The following is an 18,680-nucleotide window of genomic DNA, read 5'->3' as shown; positions in this document are numbered from 1 at the left end:
CGGCGGTCGCGAGCGGCCGGGCAGCCGGATTCTTGCGGTCGGCTCACCCGGAGCGGCGGCGACCTCCTGTCCAGGCACAACGCCGGTCATCACGGCCGGCCACGCTCCCGCACAGGGACAGCAATGATCTCCGTTCAGCAGTGACCGTCGCCGACCCAGTCAAGACACAGCACCAAGGCGTCATCCAAGGACTCCGTCACACGGTAATCGGCCACATCGCGCAGGACCTCACGCGGCACCATGGCGGCCGGCAGCAGACCCGTGGCGTGGATGGCGCGCGAGAGCGCCTGCTCGGCGTACCTCTCCCCCCGTGGCGAAAGAGTCTCGTACACCCCGTCGCTGACAAAGATCAGGCGGTCTCCCGGGGCGACCGTGAACTCCTGCGGGGTGTAATGGGACTCCTCGAACATGCCCAGGGGCAGCTGGGCATCGAGATCGATGCGCTCGACCGTCTTGCCCCGCATCCGCCACATCTGCGGCGAGCCCGCGTCGATGGCCTCCACCCGCCCCGTCGCCAGCTCGATGCGCAGCATCAGCGTCGACACATGGGCCGCGCCCCGGTAGTGGTCGTGGACGGCCTGATCGGCCAGTGCCGCCTGGTCCGCGAGGCCGATACCGGCCCGGCGGGCATTGCGCAGGGCGTTGACCGCGAGGTGGGTGAGGAGCGAGGCCTCGATGCCCTCGCCCATCCCGTTGGTGACGGTGAAGATCAGCTCGTCGGCGTCCACGGACCAGTCGAAGTTGTCACCGTGCACGGCGTACGCGGGCTCCAGCTGGGCCCCGAGGGCGAACCGCGCGTCGCGGTAGGCGCGGGCCGGCAGCAGCTGCCACTGCATCTCGGCGGCCAGGGTGAGGCGGCTGACCCTGCGGGCCCGCTGGTAGACGTCCGTGTCGCGCTCGGCGACCAGGATCTCGCGCCCGAGCAGGTCCGCCACGTACCTGAGCTCGTTGGCGGCCTCCGGCGTGGAGCCCTCGTCCGGGAGCCGCACCGTCAGGATGCCGATGCGGTCGCCACGCACCGTCACCGGCAGATGGTGATCAACGGCGTCCCCGTGTGCCACCTGCTGCTCCCGGGGCTCCTGGCTGCCCAGCGCCCGCCCCTCCGGGCTGCCGAAGACGGACAGCGAGACCGCACCGGGCCCCGGCCCGTCGCACGATCTGAGCACCGTCCCGCCGTAGTCCGTCAGCAGCAGCCGCACCTCGGTGGCCCGGTAGGCGGTGGTGAGGACGCCCCGCAGGGCGTCGACCAGGGCATGCGGCGCCGCGGCACGCAGCGCTGTTTCCACGTCGAGGAGTCGAGTCATGGTTTCGCGGACACCCTTCGTCCAGGTCCAAGGGCAGGGTCGGTCTGACAAGGGCACGCACCGGGTGACAGAGTGTTCGTGTGTCCCGTTTCACCGGTCGGCCCCATTCCCACGAGCGCGCAAGCGCGGCGACGCTTGCCACGGCCGAGTTGCTCGAGGTGCTGTGGGGACGCGGGCAGGAAGCGGCACGCTCGGCGGAGGTCTCGCTGTCCCAGCTGCGCGCGCTGCTGGTGATCGAGCGCCGCGAAGGCACCAATCTGCGCACCCTCGCCGAAGCACTCGGCTCCCGTCCGCCGGCGGTCAGCAGGCTCTGCGACCGCCTGGAGGCCATGGGCCTCGCGGAGCGGGGACCCAGTGCGACCAGCCGGCGGGAGGTCGAGCTGCGGCTGAGCCTGCGCGGCCGGGTGCTGCTGGAGCAGTACCGCGTGGCGCGCAGCCGGGAGGTCACGGCCACCCTCGACCGCATGGAACCCGCCGATGTCGCCCGGCTCGCGGCAGGCCTGGAGGCCTTCCACGCCGCGTCCGCCCGGCTCGCGGCGGACCGGGACGACGCAGCCCCCCAGGGCGGCGACGTCGCGGACAGCGCCTAGCGCAGCCTGCCCAGGGCCGGCGGACTCCGCCGCAAGATCCGTCAACCGCATGCCTCCAGTATCCCGCCTGGGAGGGCAGCGGTGCGCGAGCCGGTACCGCCGGGGGATTTCCGCCCTACGGTCAGGCCATGGCCGACAACGCACTTCCTCCTTCGACCCCTCTCGCGCGCGCCGAGCGCTTCGTCTGGCTGACCGCGCGGGTGCTCGAACAGCGGCTTTTCGCGTACCACTTCCTCGGCGGCGGGGCCGATCCGGTCGAGACCGCCCTCGCCGCGTACCGCAATGACGACGACGGCTTCGGCCACGCGCTGGAGCCCGACCTCCGCGGCCCGGTCAGCCAGCCGCTGCACACCGCCCACGCCCTGCACGTCCTCGATCTGATCGGGCGCTGTGACGGCCGCCAGGTGGAGCGCATCTGCCGCTATCTGACGAAGATCTCCACCCCGGAGGGCGCGCTGCCCGCGGTGCACCCCTCACAGCGCGGCTATCCGGCCGCGCCCTGGATCCCGGTGACCGACGACCCGCCGAGCGCGCTGCTGGCCACCGGCCCCGTGGTGGGGGTGCTGCACCGCAACGAGGTCTGGCACGCCTGGCTCTTCCGCGCCACGGACTACTGCTGGGCGACCGTGGAGTCCCTGACCCGGACCCATCCGTACGAGGTCGAGGCGGCGGTGGCCTTCCTGGACGGCGCCCCCGACCGGCCGCGGGCCGCCGCGGCGGCGCAGCGCCTCGGCCGGCTCGTGCGGGAACAGCGGCTGGTGCTGCTGGACCCGGAGCGGGCAGCGGACGTCCCGGTGGCGCCGGGGTACGCCCCCGGGGAGCATCACCTCGCGTACGACTTCGCGCCCGCGCCCGGCTCGCTGGCCCGCGACTGGTTCACCGACGAGGAGATGGACCGGGCGCTGGACCGCCTCAGCGCGCTCCAGCAGGAGGACGGCGGCTGGCCGGTCACCTGGCGGGCGTGGGCGCCCGGGACGGCGCTGGAGAGCCGCCCGGTGGTGACGCTCAAGGCGCTGCTGACCCTACGGGCCTACGGGCGGCGTCTCATCTGAGCGCTCTCCCTGCCCGGGCCCCTCCACCGGCGGTGGGGGCCGCGGCGACGCCGGGGGACGGCCCGGCAGCCCCCGGTCCGCGGCGGGCGGCGCGGCGCCCGGCGACCGCGTTGTCAGTGGTCCGGTGCACGATGGAGGACATGGCCAAGGCAGCGCTCGACTCCTTCTCCCCCGCGACCCGCGGCTGGTTCGCCGGGGCGTTCAGCGCGCCCACCGCGGCGCAGGAAGGGGCCTGGCGGGCGATCGGCGCGGGCTCCGACGTCCTGGTGGTGGCGCCCACCGGCTCCGGCAAGACCCTCGCCGCCTTCCTCGCCTCCCTGGACGCGCTGGCGAGCACTCCCCCGCCCGCCGAGCCGAAGAAGCGCTGCCGGGTGCTGTACGTCTCCCCGATGAAGGCACTGGCCGTCGACGTCGAGCGCAATCTGCGCAGTCCGCTGACGGGCATCCGGCAGGAGTCGGTCCGTCTCGGGCTGCCGGAGCCGGACCTCACGGTCGCGATCCGTTCCGGTGACACCCCGCCCGCCGAGCGCCGCTCGATCGCGAACCGCCCGCCGGACATCCTCATCACGACCCCCGAGTCGCTGTTCCTGATGCTGACGTCCTCGGCCCGGGAGGCGCTGGCGGGCGTCGAGACGGTGATCGTGGACGAGGTCCATGCCGTGGCCGGCACCAAGCGCGGTGCGCATCTGGCGCTCTCCCTGGAGCGGCTGGACGAGCTCCGCTGTGCCGGCCGCCCGGCCCGCCGGATCGGGCTGTCCGCGACGGTGCGGCCGGTGGAGGAGGTGGCGCGCTACCTGTCGCCGCGGCGCCGGGTGGAGATCGTCCAGCCGCCGTCCGGGAAGCGTTTCGACCTGTCGGTGGTCGTCCCGGTGGAGGACATGGGCGAGCTGGGCGGGTCGCCGGTCCAGGAGGGCGAGACCGGCGAGAAGCCGTCCATCTGGCCGCAGGTCGAGGAGAAGATCGCCGATCTTGTCCAGGCCCACCGCTCCACGATCGTCTTCGCCAACTCCCGCAGGCTGGCGGAGCGGCTGTGCAACCGCCTCAACGAGATCGCCTACGAGCGGCAGACCGGTGAAGCGCTGCCCGAGCACCACTCCCCCGCGGAGCTGATGGCCGAGGCCGGGGCGGCCAGGGGCGCCCCGGCGCTGCTGGCCCGCGCCCACCACGGCTCGGTGTCCAAGGAGCAACGCGCCCAGGTGGAGGAGGACTTGAAGGCGGGCCGGCTGCCGGCCGTGGTCGCCACCTCCAGTCTGGAGCTGGGGATCGACATGGGAGCGGTCGATCTGGTGATCCAGGTGGAGTCGCCGCCGTCGGTCGCCTCCGGTCTGCAGCGGGTCGGCCGGGCCGGGCACCAGGTCGGCGCGGTCTCGACGGGCGTCGTCTTCCCCAAGTACCGCGGCGATCTGGTGCAGGCCGCCGTGGTCACCGAGCGGATGCGCTCGGGCGCCATCGAGGCGCTGCGGGTGCCGGCCAATCCGCTGGACGTCCTCGCCCAGCAGCTCGTCGCCATGGCCGCGATGGACACCTGGGACGTCGAGGAGCTGCTGGCCGTCGTCCGGCGGGCGGCCCCGTTCGCCGGGCTTCCCGAGTCGGCGTTCACGGCCGTGCTGGACATGCTCGCCGGCCGCTACCCTTCCGACGCCTTCGCCGAGCTGCGGCCGCGCCTGGTGTGGGACCGCGTGGCGCAGACCGTCACGGGCCGCCCCGGTGCCCAGCGGCTGGCCGTCACCTCCGGCGGCACCATCCCCGACCGCGGCCTGTTCGGGGTGTTCCTGGCGGGCGGCGACTCCGGCAAGGGCGGCCGCCGGGTGGGAGAGCTCGACGAGGAGATGGTCTACGAGTCCCGCGTCGGCGATGTCTTCACGCTCGGCACGACGTCCTGGCGCATCGAGGACATCACCCGCGACCGGGTCCTGGTCACCCCCGCCCCCGGCGTACCGGGGCGGCTCCCCTTCTGGAAGGGCGACCAGCTGGGCCGCCCCCTCGAACTGGGCCGTGCGCTCGGTGCCTTCCTCCGCGAGCTCGGTGCGCTGGGGCCGGACGACGCCCGGGCCCGGCTGGCCGCCGCCGGGCTGGACGACTGGGCGGCGTCCAATGTGCTGAGCTACCTCGCCGAGCAGAAGCAGGCCTGCGGCCACGTCCCCGACGACCGCACGATCGTCGTGGAGCGGTTCCGTGACGAGCTCGGCGACTGGCGGGTGGTCGTCCACTCCCCCTTCGGCGCCCAGGTACACGCCCCGTGGGCGCTGGCCCTCGGCGCCCGCCTCGCCGAGCGCTACGGCATGGACGCCCAGGTGATGCACGCCGACGACGGCATCGTGCTGCGGCTGCCCGACGCCGATCTGCTGGGCCTCGACCTCCTGGACGGCGACGCCGCATTCGATCCGGCCGATCCAGGCCTGGCCGCCCGCGGCGCGGAGTACGACCCCGAGCAGTCCCCCGTGGGGGCGGCCGATGTCGCCTTCGAGCACGGCGAGGTCGACCGGATCGTCACCGACCAGGTGGGCGGCTCCGCGCTGTTCGCCTCCCGGTTCCGGGAGTGCGCCGCCCGCGCGCTGCTGCTGCCACGGCGCAGCCCCGGCAAGCGCACCCCGCTGTGGCAGCAGCGCCAGCGCGCCGCGCAGCTCCTCCAGGTGGCGAGCGAGTTCGGGTCCTTCCCGATCGTGCTGGAGGCCGTCCGCGAGTGCCTGCAGGACGTCTTCGACGTACCGGGCCTGTCGGAGCTGATGGGGGACATCGAGGCGCGCCGGGTCCGGCTGGTGGAGGTCACCACTCCCGAGCCGTCCCCGTTCGCCCGCTCGCTGCTGTTCGGCTATGTCGCCCAGTTCCTGTACGAGGGCGACTCCCCGCTCGCCGAGCGCCGCGCCGCCGCCCTCTCCCTGGACTCCCGGCTGCTGGCCGAGCTGCTGGGCCAGGCCGAGCTGCGCGAACTGCTGGACGCCGAGGTGCTGGCCGGGCTGGAGCGCGAGCTGCAGTGGCTTACGGACGAGAGGCGGGTCAAGGACGTGGAGGGCGTCGCCGACGTCCTGCGGCTGCTGGGGCCGCTGACCGACGCCGAGCTGGCCGAGCGCGGCGCGGATCCGGCCTGGACCAGGGAGCTGGCAGCCGCCCGCCGGGCCATTGCGGTGCGGATCGCCGGGACCGAGCACTGGGCCGCCGTCGAGGACGCCGGCCGGCTCCGCGACGCCCTGGGCACCGCACTGCCGGTCGGCGTCCCCGAGTCGTTCACAGAACCGGTCAAGGACCCGCTGGGCGATCTGCTGTCCCGCTACGCCCGCACCCACGGCCCGTTCACCTCCGAGCAGGCCGCCGCCCGCTTCGGCCTCGGCACGGCCGTCACCGACGGCGCGCTGCATCTCCTCGCCGCGGCCGGCCGGGTCGTCCAGGGAGAGTTCCACCCCGCGGGCATCGGCCAGGAGTGGTGCGACGCCCAGGTGCTGCGCAGGCTGCGCCGCCGCTCGCTCGCCGCGCTGCGCGAGGAGCTGGAGCCGGTGCCGCCCGCCGCGCTCGCCACCTTCCTCCCCCAGTGGCAGCACCTCGGTGCGCCCCGGCCAGCTCCGGCGAGCGGGGTGCCGGCGCCGCTCACCGGCTCGTCGCACGGCCTGCGCGGTATCGACGGTCTGGTGCGCGCCGTCGAGCAGCTTCAGGGCGCCCCCGTGCCCGCCTCCGCCCTGGAGAAGCTGGTGCTGCCCTCCCGCGTCGGCGGTTACACCCCGGCGCTGCTGGACGAACTCACCACCACCGGCGAGGTGGTGTGGGCCGGCGCCGGAGCGCTCCCGGGCAAGGACGGCTGGGTCTGTCTGCATCTCGCCGACTCCGCCCCGCTCCTGCTCCCGCAGCCCCTCCCGCTGGAACTGACCGCGCTGCACGAGTCGTTGCTGACCGCCCTCGCCCCCGGATACGGCCTGTTCTTCCGCCAGCTCGCCGACCAGGTCCGCGCCACCACCCACCCCGAGGCCACCGACTCCCAGCTGGCCGACGCCCTGTGGGACCTGGCCTGGTCGGGCCGGCTGACCAATGACACCCTGGCCCCGCTGCGCGCCCTCCTCGGCTCGGGCCGTACGGCCGGCTCGACCGCCCACCGCGCCCGCCGGGCCGTCCCCCGGGGCCGATACGGCTCGCTGACCGCGGCCGCGGGCCGCAGCGGCCGCCCCACCGCCTCCCGCTCCGGCCCGCCGACCGTGGGCGGCCGCTGGTCGCTGCTGCCCGCCCCCGAACCGGACCCCACCCACCGCGCGCACGCCCTGGCCCGCACCCTCCTGGACCGGCACGGCATCGTCACCCGCGGCGCGGTCGCCGCCGAGGGGGTCGAGGGCGGGTTCTCCGCCGCGTACCGCGTACTGGCCGCCTTCGAGGAGTCCGGCCAGGCCCGCCGCGGCTATGTGGTCGAGGGGCTGGGCGCCGCCCAGTTCGCGATGGACGGCGCGGTGGACCGGCTGCGCGCGGTCAGCACCCAGCGCGAGCGCACCGCCGATGACGCCCTGCCGGACGGCGGCCCGGCGCAGTCCCGGCGCGGCGGCCCGCCGCGCGCGCTCGTGCTGGCCGCCGCCGACCCGGCGAATGCCTACGGCGCCGCCCTGTCCTGGCCCGAGCCGCCGGAGGGCTCGGCCCACAAGCCCGGCCGCAAGGCGGGCTCCCTCGTCGTCCTCGTCGACGGCGAGCTGACGCTCTACCTGGAGCGCGGCGGCAAGACCCTGCTCATCTGGCCGCTCGGCCACGACCCGGCCCCGGCCGCCACGGACCCCCGCCTGCAGCTCGCCGTCGAGGCACTCACGGATGCCGCCCGCGCCGGCGCCCTGGGCACCCTCACCACCGAACGCATCAACGGCACCTCGGCCCTCACCTCCCCCTACGCCCCCGCCCTGGAGTCCGCCGGCTTCCACCCGACCCCGAGGGGACTGCGGCTGAGGGGGTGACGGGCAGCGGCAACCCCACCTCCGCGCCAGGATCCCCGCCCGCGCACACCCGCGCGGCATGATGGTGACATGCCCGAAGGCGACACCGTCTGGCGTCTGGCCCAGCGGCTCGGCGACGCGCTGGCCGGCCACCCGCTGACCCGCTGCGACCTGCGGGTCCCCCGGCTCGCCACGGTGGATCTGACCGGCCGCGAGGTGCTGGAGGTGCGCTCCCGCGGCAAGCACCTCCTCGCCCGCTTCGAGGGCGGCCTCACCCTGCACTCCCATCTGCGGATGGACGGCGCATGGAAGATCTACGCCCCGGCCGAGCGCTGGCGCGGCGGCCCCGCCCATCAGATCAGGGCGGTCCTCGGCACCGCGGCACACACCGCCGTCGGCTACCGCCTCCCCGTCCTCGACCTGCTGCGCACCACCGACGAACCCCGGGTCGTCGGCCATCTGGGACCCGATCTCCTCGGTCCTGACTGGGACCCGGAACAAGCCCTCGCCCTGCTGCTCTCCACCCCCGATCGCCCGCTCGGCGAGGCCCTGCTCGACCAGCGCAATCTCGCCGGCATCGGCAATGTCTACAAGTCCGAGCTGTGCTTTCTGCTGCGCGCCTCCCCCTGGCTCCCCGTAGGGCAACTGCCCCGGCCCGAGCGCCTGCCCGCGCTCGCCAAAAAGCTCCTGGAGGCCAACAAGCACCGCCCCGCCCGCACCACCACCCCCTGGGGCTACCGCCCGCACCCGCTCCAGGGCAGCGGAGGAGCCCGCCCCGACCGCCGGCTGTGGGTCTACGGCCGGGCCGGCCGCCCCTGCCTGTACTGCGGCACCGCGATCCGCACCGCCGACCAGGACCCCGCCGCCGAGGACCGCGTCACCTACTGGTGCCCCGCCTGCCAGCCCGAGCCGCCGGACACGGGGCCCACCGACTGAGCCGTAACGCATCACGTCCCACCAATTGACGCCCCGTCAGATTCCTCCCTACCCTCACCCCATGCCCTTCACGGCGTACGACCTCACGGGCCGCACCGCGATCGTCACCGGCGCGGCAAGCGGTATCGGCCGTGCCACCGCCGTCCTCCTCGCCGAGGCCGGGGCCACCGTCCACTGCGCCGATCTCGACGACCAGGGCGTCACGGCGACCGCGGCGGCGATCACCGCGGCAGGCGGCTCGGCGCACGCCCACCACCTCGATGTCACCCGGCGCGACGAGATCGCCGCCGTCGTCGACGCCGCCCGCAGCGCCACCGGCCGCCTCGACGTGATGGCGAACATCGCCGGGATCATGTACTCCTCCCCCGTCCTGGAGACCGAGGACGCGGAGCTGGACCGGGTCTGGAACACCAACTTCAAGGGCGTGCTCCACGGCTGCCAGGAGGCGGCCCGCGCCATGATCGCCACCGCCACCCGCGGTTCCGTCGTGAACATGGCCTCCGGCGCGATCGACACCGGGGCACCTGGCCTGCTCTGCTACGGCGCCGCCAAGGCCGCCGTCGTCCAGCTCACCAAGACCCTGGCCACGGAGGTGGGCAGGCACGGCATACGCGTCAATGCCGTCGCCCCGGGCTGGATCCGTACGGCGATGACCGAGCGGCACACCGCCCACGCCCAGCAGCAGGCGGAGGGGCCGATGATCCAAATGTCGCCCCTGGGGAGGGTGGGAGAGCCGGAGGACATCGCCCACACCGTGCTGCACCTGGCGTCGGACGCCTCGTCGTTCATGACCGGCCAGATCCTCCGCCCGAACGGCGGCGTCGCCATGCCCTGGTGACCAACGCCCCCCACGCCCCCCACACCCCGCGAAACCCCCTGACCACCCGGACCAGGGCGCGCCGCGGGCCGCCGTCAGGCCGGTCCGGCCGCGGCACACAGTGCACCGGCAGCAGACTGAGCCCCCAGCCGCCCAGCGCCACGACCCCCTCGACCACCCCCGCCGACTGCGGCCACACCACCAGCCGGACCGCCGCCCACCACCACAAGGCCCCGACGACGGCCGCGGATATCCAGCGCCCGGGTACGGCCCGCGGGCGCCGGCCGGCCGACGCACGGGCCGCGACGTCACGCCACCCCATGGCTGCCTCCTCCGGCCGACGCTAGACGGGTCCCACCGCCCTGCGGGAGGGCGCACCGGGGCATTTCCGGCGCGCAGCCCGCCCCACAAGCCCCGCAACGAACCTCGACGCCGCGCACCCCGCAGCGGTCACCGCAGGCCCGCACGGCACGCCCCGGCAAGCCGGCCCCGGCGGGCGCCCCAGCCCCACGGCCGACGCCGCGGCACCTCGGCGAGCGCCCGCGGTCCGTCAGTGGGACTCGGCCTGGAACATCCAGTGGTGCTTCTCCAGGTCGGCGGTCAGCCCGATGAGGATGTCCTGGCTGACCGGGTCCGGGTCCGCGGTGGCCACGATCCGCTCGCGCATCCGCCCGATGACCGCGCCGAGCGCGTTCACCATCGCCCGCACCACATCACCGTCCTTGATCCAGCCATCCGTGATCTCACTGATGCCACTGGTCTTGGCGACGGTGATGGCGCGCCCGTCGGGCGACACCCCGATCGCGGACGCCCGCTCGGCCACCGTGTCGGCATGCTGCCGTGCGCTGGTGACCACCTCGTCGAGCTGCAGGTGTACGGAGCGGAAGCGGGGCCCGACGACGTTCCAGTGCACCTGCTTCGCCACGAGAGACAGGTCCACCAGGTCGACGAGCGCTCCCTGCAGGGCGGTCCCGACCACTTTGCTGTCCTTGTCGGACAGCGTGCTCTTGACGACAGACATCCAGACACTCCTGATTCAGGCGATTTATCCGATTTGGCCATCGTATAAATGAATCGCCCGTTCCGAGCTGCCCGGACGGCCCGTACGGGGCCCTCCCCGGGGTCCCGTTCCGTCCCGCACACCCGCCCGCGCCCGGGCAGCACGGAGCCCCGGCGGGCTGCTGCCCACCGGGGCTCCGGTACGTACGAACAGGGGTGTCAGGCCGCGACGACATCCACGACATCGGCCGGGGACTTGATGGTCACGCGCTCCTCCGGCACACCGGCCAGGGACGTGACGGACACCGAATTGAGCTTCGGCCGCACCGGTGCGGGCACCGGGTCGCTCGCGGCCGCGGACGCTGCCAGCTCGGCGAGTGCCAGCTCATCGCTGACCTCCCGCATGAGCTCGGACATGCGCACGTCCAGCGCGTCACAGATCGATGAGAGCAGTTCGGAGGAAGCCTCCTTCTGCCCCCTCTCCACCTCGGACAAATAGCCGAGCGATACCCGGGCGGAGGAAGAGACCTCGCGCAGGGTTCGGCCCTGGCGCTGACGCTGTCGGCGCAGCACGTCACCCAGCAGGCGACGAAGCAGAATCATCGCTGGCTCCCTCCTCGGACCTCGGATCCGGATCCTTCTCGCCCCACCGTACCGCCTCGGGCTGGAGGCGTGCGGGGTGCAAGTACGTGTTCACTCAGGGCTGCAAACATCCATTCCCCCCGTGTTGTTCCGTATCCTGTGCCCGCGTATTTTCTGTCAGTTCGCTCAACAGCATTGCGAGCACGGCGTCAATGGTGTCCTGGCGGATCCGGTCACGATCGCCCTCCAGCGCCAGCCGCCGCACCTGCCCGGCGCCGTCCGGCCCCTGGACCGCCACGAAAACGGTGCCCACCGGATACCCGTCCTGAGGATCGGGGCCGGCCACCCCCGTCGTGGCCATGCCCCAGTCGGCACCCAGCACCCGCCGCACACCGCGCGCCATCTGCCGCGCGACCTCCCCGTCCACGGCACCGCACGCGGCCAGCAGGGCGGCGTCCACGCCCAGCAGCTCCCGCTTGAGGTCGGTGGCGTACACCGTGACCGAGCCGCGGACCACCCGCGAGGCCCCGGGGACGGCGGTCAGGGCGCCCGCCACCAGCCCGCCGGTCAGTGATTCGGCCACCGCCAGGCTCTGCCCACGCCCGGCGAGCAGTTCCAGCGCCCCGGCCGCGGCAGAACCCGGCCCGCTCACCGTGCCGCGTCCCGCTCGGCCCGCTCCTGCACCAGTCCGGCCCGGCGCAGCACCACGGCCTGCCGGATGTAGTCGAACCCGGTGACCACGGTCAGCGCGACGGCCACCGCCATCACCCACCAGCGGAAGGTCGCCAGGGGGCCGGTCAGCACCAGGACGTACATCCCCACCGCGATGCCCTGTGCCAATGTCTTGATTTTGCCGCCACGACTGGCCGGAATCACTCCGTGCTTGATCACCCAGAACCGCATCAGCGTGATGCCGAGCTCCCGGAAGAGGATCACGCCGGTCACCCACCACGACAGATCACCCAGCACCGACAGGCAGATCAGCGCCGCACCCATGATCGCTTTGTCCGCGATCGGGTCCGCGATCTTGCCGAAGTCGGTGACCAGGTTGTACGTACGCGCCAGATGGCCGTCGAAGACGTCGGTGATCATCGCGACGGCGAAGGCGGCCCAGGCGAAGACGCGCCAGACGGGGTCCGTTCCGTTGTCGTGCATCAGCAGCAGCACGAAGGCCGGGACCAGCACCAGCCGCAGCATCGTCAGAAGGTTGGCGATGTTCCACAGCCCGGCCTGCCGGACGACCGGCGCCGTGCGCGGGCCACCAGATGCGGAAGCCGGGACTCCGCTCATCTGGCCGCCTCCTCGGTACACCCTGTGCCCTCCACCGACAGCACCTCCGCGACGAGGTCCACGCCCTCGCTCGCCACCACCTTTGCTTCGACCATACGACCGGGCTCCAGTTCCCGGTCGGTCGACAGCAGGGTGACGCCGTCGGTCTCCGGCGCCTGGTGTGCGGCCCGCCCGACGAGGCCGTCCTCGTCGTCGTTCCGGTCGACCAGCACCCGCACCGTCTCGCCGATCCGCTCCTCGGCGCGCTGCGCGGTCAGCTCCTCGGCCAGCCGCGAGACCCGCGCCAGCCGCTCGGCGACCACATCGGGATCGACCTTGTCCTCGTACGAGGCGGCCTCGGTGCCGTCCTCGTCGGAGTAGCCGAAGACGCCGATGGCGTCGAGCCGGGCCTCGGTGAGGAAGCGCTCCAGCTCCGCGAGGTCGCTCTCGCTCTCCCCGGGGAAGCCGACGATGAAGTTGGAGCGGGCACCTGCCTGCGGCGCCTTCGTACGGATCGTCTCCAGCAGCTCCAGGAAGCTGTCGGTGCCGCCGAAGCGGCGCATGGAGCGCAGCACCCCGGGCGCCGAGTGCTGGAAGGACAGATCGAAGTACGGCGCCACCTTGTCGGTACCGGTCAGGACGTCGATCAGCCCCGGCCGCATCTCGGCGGGCTGCAGATAGCTGACCCGGATCCGCTCGATGCCGTCGACCGCCGCCAGCTCCGGCAGCAGCGTCTCCAGCAGGCGGATGTCGCCGAGGTCCTTGCCGTAGGAGGTGTTGTTCTCGGAGACCAGCATGATCTCCTTGACGCCCTCCCCGGCCAGCCAGCGCGTCTCACCGAGCACATCGGAGGGCCGGCGCGAGATGAAGGAGCCGCGGAAGGACGGGATGGCGCAGAACGAGCAGCGCCGGTCGCAGCCGGAGGCCAGCTTCACCGAGGCCACGGGGTTGCTGCCGAGCCGGCGGCGCAGCGGCGCACGCGGCCCGGAGGCGGGCGCGATGCCCTCCGGCAGGTCCTCGGGCGGGGCCGCTGCCGGCTCGGCCTGGGCGTGGCCGGGCAGCGCGACACCGGCGGAGCCCTGGCGCTCGGCCGGGCTGATCGGCAGCAGCTTGCGGCGGTCGCGCGGGGTGTGTGCGGCGTGGATGCCGCCGTTCAGGATGGTCTGCAGGCGGTCGGAGATGCTGCTGTAGTCGTCGAAGCCGAGCACGCCGTCGGCCTCGGGCAGCGCCTCGGCGAGCTCCTTGCCGTAGCGCTCGGCCATGCAGCCGACGGCCACCACGGCCTGGGTTCTGCCATGATCCTTCAGATCGTTGGCTTCCAGCAGGGCGTCGACGGAGTCCTTCTTCGCGGCCTCGACGAAACCACAGGTGTTGACGACGGCGACATCGGCTTCGGCGGCTTCCTCGACGAGGTCCCAGCCGTCCGCTGCCAGGCGGCCTGCGAGCTCCTCCGAGTCCACCTCGTTACGGGCGCAGCCAAGAGTGACAAGGGCGACGGTACGGCGTTCGGGCATAGGCCTCAGCCTACTTTGTCCCGGCCACCCCCTTGGCGCGCAGGTCTCCGCCGCCCGTTCCGGGTGCCCGGCACGGGCGGTCGGCACCCGCCGGGGAGGGCTCTCAGCCCGCCTGGGGGTCCCCCGGCGTATAGCTGAGCCGCTCCACCGTGCCCTTGTCGCCGACCTTCTTGACCTCCTTGCCGTTGACGTACAGCTGTACGGCTCCGGCATTGCCGAGGACCAGGTCGATGCGTTCCTTGTCGGTGATGGTCTTGGACTCGCCCTTCTTGAGCAGGCCGTCCTCCAGGAGCTTGCCGTTGGCGTCCTTGGCGGAGATCCAGCTCTGGCCGTCACGGGCGGTCACCTTGATCGTGACCTTGTCCTTCGGCAGTCCGGCGACGGCGCTGTCGGAGGGATCGGGCTTGACGGGCGGCTTGATGGTCGACGGATGGCGGGTGGGCGCCGGCGCCGGCTTGGCATTGGCGTCGCCGCCCGCGATCGGGCCGCTGTCGCTCTTGCCGTTGCCCGTGAAGAGCGTGAAGCCCATGAACCCGACCACCGCGACGATCGCCGCGACCATCGCCGCGGTCCAATTGGGGCGGCGCGGCTCGGAACGGATCCGCTCGGCTTCGTAGAGCGGTGCGGCGGGGGTCGGCGCGGGCCGTCCGCCGTGCTCGGCGTCGAACTGGTCGATCAGCGGTCGGGAATCAAGGGAGACCGCGCGGGCGAGCGCCCGGATGTGCCCCCGGGCGTAGACATCGCCGCCACAGCGGGAGAAGTCGTCCTGCTCGATCGCCTGCACGAGGGGGATGCGCACCCGTGTCGTCGTACTGACCTCTTCGACGGTCAGTCCCGCTCCGATACGGGCCTTCTGGAGGGCAGCGCCGACGGAAGGCCGGTCTGCTTCGGGGGAGTTGCCGATGGACACGGGGGCGCCTTTCGAGCGTGTAGCCACCTGCTGGAAGTTCAGTCTAGGGGTGGAGCGAAAGGGTCGGGCAAGCGGGAGAGCAGGGTTTTACGCCATCGGAACGCCGTCGGCGGTGCCCTGGGGCTCGATGGTGGAGCATCGTTCCCTCATCTCCCTCAACTTGACGTATCGGCAGGCGAAACGGTTGCCTTCTTTTCTCGTCCGTGCGGCCCGGATGTCTGTGCTACTCGGTAGCCTCCCCCCGGATCACCGCCAGCACTCCATCCAGCTCATCAGGCTTCACAAGAACGTCACGAGCCTTGGACCCCTCGCTCGGCCCGACGACGTTGCGTGACTCCATCAGGTCCATCAGCCGGCCCGCCTTGGCGAAGCCCACCCGCAGCTTGCGCTGCAGCATCGAGGTCGACCCGAACTGCGTGGAAACCACCAGCTCAGCGGCCTGGCAGAGCAGATCGAGATCATCACCGATGTCCTCGTCGATCTCCTTCTTCTTCGCCGTGCCGACGGTGACGTCGTCGCGGAAGACCGGCGCCATCTGATCCTTGCAGTGCTGGACCACAGCCGCGACCTCGGCCTCGGTCACGAACGCGCCCTGCATACGGACCGGCTTGTTGGCACCCATCGGCAGGAACAGCCCGTCGCCCTTGCCGATCAGCTTCTCGGCGCCCGGCTGGTCGAGGATGACCCGGCTGTCGGCGAGCGAGGAGGTGGCGAACGCGAGCCGGGAGGGCACATTGGCCTTGATCAGGCCGGTGACCACATCGACGGACGGGCGCTGGGTGGCGAGCACCAGATGGATGCCTGCCGCGCGGGCGAGCTGGGTGATGCGGACGATGGAGTCCTCCACATCGCGCGGCGCGACCATCATCAGGTCCGCCAGCTCGTCGACGATCACCAGCAGGTACGGATAGGGCGCCAGCTCGCGCTCGCTGCCCTCGGGCGAGCTGACCTTGCCGCTGCGCACCGCCTCGTTGAAGTCGTCGATGTGCCGGAAGCCGTACGCCGCGAGATCGTCGTAGCGCAGGTCCATCTCGCGCACCACCCACTGCAGCGCCTCGGCGGCGCGCTTGGGGTTGGTGATGATCGGCGTGATCAGGTGCGGGATGCCTTCGTACGCGGTCAGCTCGACGCGCTTGGGGTCGACCAGCACCATCCGGACGTCCTCCGGCGTGGCCCGCACCATGACCGAGGTGATCAGGCAATTGATGCAGGAGGACTTGCCGGAGCCGGTGGCGCCGGCCACCAGGACGTGCGGCATCTTGGTCATGTTGGCCATGACGTAGCCGCCCTCGACGTCCTTGCCGAGCGCCACCAGCATCGGATGTTCATCGCCCGCGGCATCGGCCAGCCGCAGCACATCGCCGAGGTTGACCATCTCGCGGTCGGTATTGGGGATCTCGATGCCGACCGCGGACTTGCCGGGGATCGGGCTGATGATCCGGACGTCGGGGCTGGCCACGGCGTAGGCGATGTTCTTGGCCAGCGCGGTGATCTTCTCGACCTTGACGGCCGGGCCGAGCTCGACCTCGTAGCGGGTGACCGTCGGGCCGCGGGTGAAGCCGGTGACCGCCGCATCGACCTTGAACTCCTGGAAGACCGTGGTCAGTGCGGTCACTATGGCGTCGTTGGCGGCACTGCGGGTCTTGCCGGGCCCGCCGCGCGCGAGCAGGTCCAGCGAGGGCAGCGAGTAGGTGATGTCACCGGACAGCTGCAGCTGCTCGGCCCGGGCCGGCAGCTCGCCGGACGGCTCCGGCGGCGCCTTGGTGAAGTCCGGTACGGCCGGGGTGTCCTCGGCCGCGGACGGCTTCGGCTCCGCGCCGCGGGCCGGCGGCACCGTGCCGCTCTCCCCCGCGGTGTCCTCGCCGTCCTGCTCCCGGCGTTCCCCGGAGATGCTGCTGCTGAGCCCGGCGACGAGCGGAGAGGGCTGGACACCGTGCAGCACCGCACCGTCCAGCGCTGCGGCCGCCGCCGCGGCCACATCCACCGCGTCCATCGGCCGGTCCGCCGCGGGCTGTGCGGAGGCCCGGCGCGGGCGGCGGCGCTGGGCCAGGGCCGCTTCCTCTATCGCTTCCGGGTCGCTCGCGGCCGGTGCGGCGGCGCGGCGCCGCGGCGCGCGGGCGGGCTGCTCGCGCCACTCCTCCGCGTAGTCCTCGGCCTCGTCGAAGTACTCCTCGGGTTCGTCCGGTTGCACCACGCCCAGCCGGACACCGAGCGCCCGCAGCCGCTGCGGGATGGCGTTCACCGGCGTCGCGGTGACCACCAGCAGCCCGAAGACGGTCAGCAGCGCCAGCAGCGCCACGGCCAGGGTCTGCCCGACGGTGAAGATCAGCGGCTTGGACGCGGTCCACCCCAGATAGCCGCCGGCATCCTGTATGGCGGCCAGACCGTCGTCCCGGCCGGGCGAGCCACAGGCCATGGCGACCTGGCCCAGGACACCGACGACCAGGGCGGACAGCCCGATGACGATCCGGCCGTTGGCCTCCGGCCGCTCGGGGTGCCGGATGAGGCGGATCGCAATGCCGCCGAGCAGTATCGGCACGACCAGGTCGAGCCGGCCGAACGCCCCGGTCACCAGCAGCTCGACGAGGTCACCGACCGGGCCGCTGAGGTTCGACCACGTACCGGCCGCGATGACCAGCGCCAGGCCGAGCAGCAGCAGCGCCAGCCCGTCCTTGCGGTGCGCCGGATCGAGGTTCTTCGCGCCACGGCCCATACCGCGGAACACCGCCCCGATGGTGTGCGCCAGCCCCAGCCAGCAGGCACGGACGAGGCGGTAGACACCGCCGGTGGGTGACGGCGCCGGCTTGGGAGCGGCCTTCTTCGCCGGAGCCCGCTTGGCCGGAGCCTTTTTGGCCGGAGCCTTCTTCGCGGCCGCGGTCTTCTTGACCGGCGGCTTGGCGGGCGCCTTCTTCGCGGCGGTCTTCTTGGCGGCGCCCGCGGTCCGTCCGGCGCGCTGCTTGGAGGGTCCCGCCGTGCTCTGGGTTCCCTTGCCGGACGTACGTGAGGCCATGGCGACGAGATTACAGGCGAACGCGGGCATCACACGAGCGCACAGCGCTTCACCCGAACGTGTCGCGCGCCCGCCTCATGAAAGGGCGTCAGTCACCCCGCGACGCTGCCCGCCCCCGGCTCCAGAGCGTCCAGAGCCCGGCGCAGACCCGTCAGTTTGCGTTCCAGATGGGCGGCCGTGGCGACCGCCGCCGCGTCTGCCGTCTCGTCCAGCTGTTTGGACAGCGCCTCGGCCTGCTCCTCGACCGCGGCCAGCCGCGCGGAGAGCTCGGCGAGCAGCCCCGCGGACTCCCGCGCCTCGTCGGCGCTCGGCCGCCCGCCCTCCAGCTGCAGCCTCAGCAGGGAGGCCTGCTCGCGCAGTTGGCAGTTCTTCATGTACAGCTCGACGAACACCGAGACCTTGGCGCGCAGCACCCAGGGGTCGAACGGCTTGGAGATGTAGTCCACCGCGCCTGCCGCATAGCCGCGGAAGGTGTGGTGCGGGCCGTGGTTGATGGCCGTGAGGAAGATGATCGGGATGTCGCGGGTCCGCTCCCGCCGCTTGATGTGCGCGGCGGTCTCGAACCCGTCCATCCCCGGCATCTGCACATCGAGCAGAATCACCGCGAAGTCGTCCGTGAGCAGTGCTTTGAGCGCTTCCTCCCCGGACGATGCCCGCACCAGTGTCTGATCGAGCGCAGAGAGGATCGCCTCCAGCGCCAGCAGATTCTCCGGCCGGTCATCGACCAGGAGGATCTTGGCCTTCTGCACCATGGCCCGTCCTCCTCGCCCCGGCATGGAACCGGACGCCGCCCCAGGGGACG

Annotated in this window: 14 protein-coding genes; 5 read left to right on the top strand and 9 right to left on the bottom strand. The window is 72.6% G+C overall.

The genetic code is table 11. From position 1 onward, the window contains the following. Positions 1–134: 134 nt before the first annotated feature. A complete protein-coding gene (locus ABR737_RS32800) occupies positions 135–1,304 on the bottom strand; it encodes a PP2C family protein-serine/threonine phosphatase (RefSeq protein ID WP_350254470.1) in 1,170 nt (389 codons plus the stop codon). An 80-nt stretch (positions 1,305–1,384) separates the two neighbouring features. On the opposite strand from ABR737_RS32800, the gene ABR737_RS32795 reads away from it, so the two are divergent. The 5 genes from ABR737_RS32795 to ABR737_RS32775 all read left to right on the top strand — a co-directional run bounded on the left by ABR737_RS32795 (position 1,385) and on the right by ABR737_RS32775 (position 9,615). Then, positions 1,385–1,894 (top strand): MarR family winged helix-turn-helix transcriptional regulator, encoded by a 510-nt coding sequence (locus ABR737_RS32795; RefSeq protein WP_350254469.1) that lies wholly within the window; start codon positions 1,385–1,387, stop codon positions 1,892–1,894. A gap of 128 nt (positions 1,895–2,022) precedes the next feature. Next, entirely contained in the window at positions 2,023–2,946 is a 924-nt protein-coding gene (locus tag ABR737_RS32790; RefSeq protein ID WP_350254467.1) for a hypothetical protein, read from the top strand. Positions 2,947–3,086: 140 nt separating this feature from the next. Then, entirely contained in the window at positions 3,087–7,862 is a 4,776-nt protein-coding gene (locus ABR737_RS32785) for an ATP-dependent helicase (protein WP_350254465.1), read from the top strand. Between the two features lie 69 nt (positions 7,863–7,931). Continuing rightward, positions 7,932–8,777, top strand: coding sequence for an Fpg/Nei family DNA glycosylase (locus tag ABR737_RS32780; RefSeq protein ID WP_350254463.1), 846 nt, complete (start codon positions 7,932–7,934; stop codon positions 8,775–8,777). A 61-nt stretch (positions 8,778–8,838) separates the two neighbouring features. Further along, positions 8,839–9,615: an SDR family NAD(P)-dependent oxidoreductase gene (locus tag ABR737_RS32775; RefSeq protein WP_350254462.1), complete on the top strand. Its 777-nt coding sequence runs from the start codon at positions 8,839–8,841 to the stop codon at positions 9,613–9,615. 529 nt (positions 9,616–10,144) lie between these two features. Here ABR737_RS32775 and ABR737_RS32765 read toward each other — a convergent pair. The 8 genes from ABR737_RS32765 to ABR737_RS32730 form a co-directional block, all read right to left on the bottom strand. Further along, positions 10,145–10,615: a Dps family protein gene (locus ABR737_RS32765; RefSeq protein ID WP_350254460.1), complete on the bottom strand. Its 471-nt coding sequence runs from the start codon at positions 10,613–10,615 to the stop codon at positions 10,145–10,147. 197 nt (positions 10,616–10,812) lie between these two features. Next, on the bottom strand, positions 10,813–11,196 hold the full coding sequence (locus ABR737_RS32760) for a helix-turn-helix domain-containing protein (RefSeq protein WP_086720541.1): 384 nt from the start codon (positions 11,194–11,196) through the stop codon (positions 10,813–10,815). A gap of 94 nt (positions 11,197–11,290) precedes the next feature. Next, complete coding sequence (locus ABR737_RS32755) at positions 11,291–11,827, bottom strand: CinA family protein (protein ID WP_350254458.1); 537 nt, start codon at positions 11,825–11,827, stop codon at positions 11,291–11,293. Then, positions 11,824–12,465, bottom strand: a complete 642-nt coding sequence (gene pgsA / locus ABR737_RS32750) for a CDP-diacylglycerol--glycerol-3-phosphate 3-phosphatidyltransferase (RefSeq protein WP_350254457.1) — start codon at positions 12,463–12,465, stop codon at positions 11,824–11,826. The genes ABR737_RS32755 and pgsA overlap by 4 nt, the downstream gene beginning before the upstream one ends. Next, complete coding sequence (rimO, locus tag ABR737_RS32745; RefSeq protein ID WP_350254456.1) at positions 12,462–13,958, bottom strand: 30S ribosomal protein S12 methylthiotransferase RimO; 1,497 nt, start codon at positions 13,956–13,958, stop codon at positions 12,462–12,464. Before rimO ends, pgsA begins: the two co-directional genes overlap by 4 nt. Before the next feature lie 103 nt (positions 13,959–14,061). Continuing rightward, positions 14,062–14,868, bottom strand: a complete 807-nt coding sequence (locus ABR737_RS32740; RefSeq protein WP_350254454.1) for a helix-turn-helix domain-containing protein — start codon at positions 14,866–14,868, stop codon at positions 14,062–14,064. Positions 14,869–15,091: 223 nt separating this feature from the next. Next, positions 15,092–17,878: a DNA translocase FtsK gene (locus ABR737_RS32735; RefSeq protein WP_350254452.1), complete on the bottom strand. Its 2,787-nt coding sequence runs from the start codon at positions 17,876–17,878 to the stop codon at positions 15,092–15,094. 92 nt (positions 17,879–17,970) lie between these two features. Further along, positions 17,971–18,630, bottom strand: coding sequence for a response regulator (locus ABR737_RS32730; RefSeq protein WP_129293893.1), 660 nt, complete (start codon positions 18,628–18,630; stop codon positions 17,971–17,973). Positions 18,631–18,680: the final 50 nt, after the last annotated feature.

Source organism: Streptomyces sp. Edi2, from assembly GCF_040253635.1.
Lineage (GTDB): Bacteria > Actinomycetota > Actinomycetes > Streptomycetales > Streptomycetaceae > Streptomyces.
The sequence above is the reverse complement of the archived record's forward strand: the minus strand, read 5'-3'. Positions and strand labels throughout refer to the sequence as shown.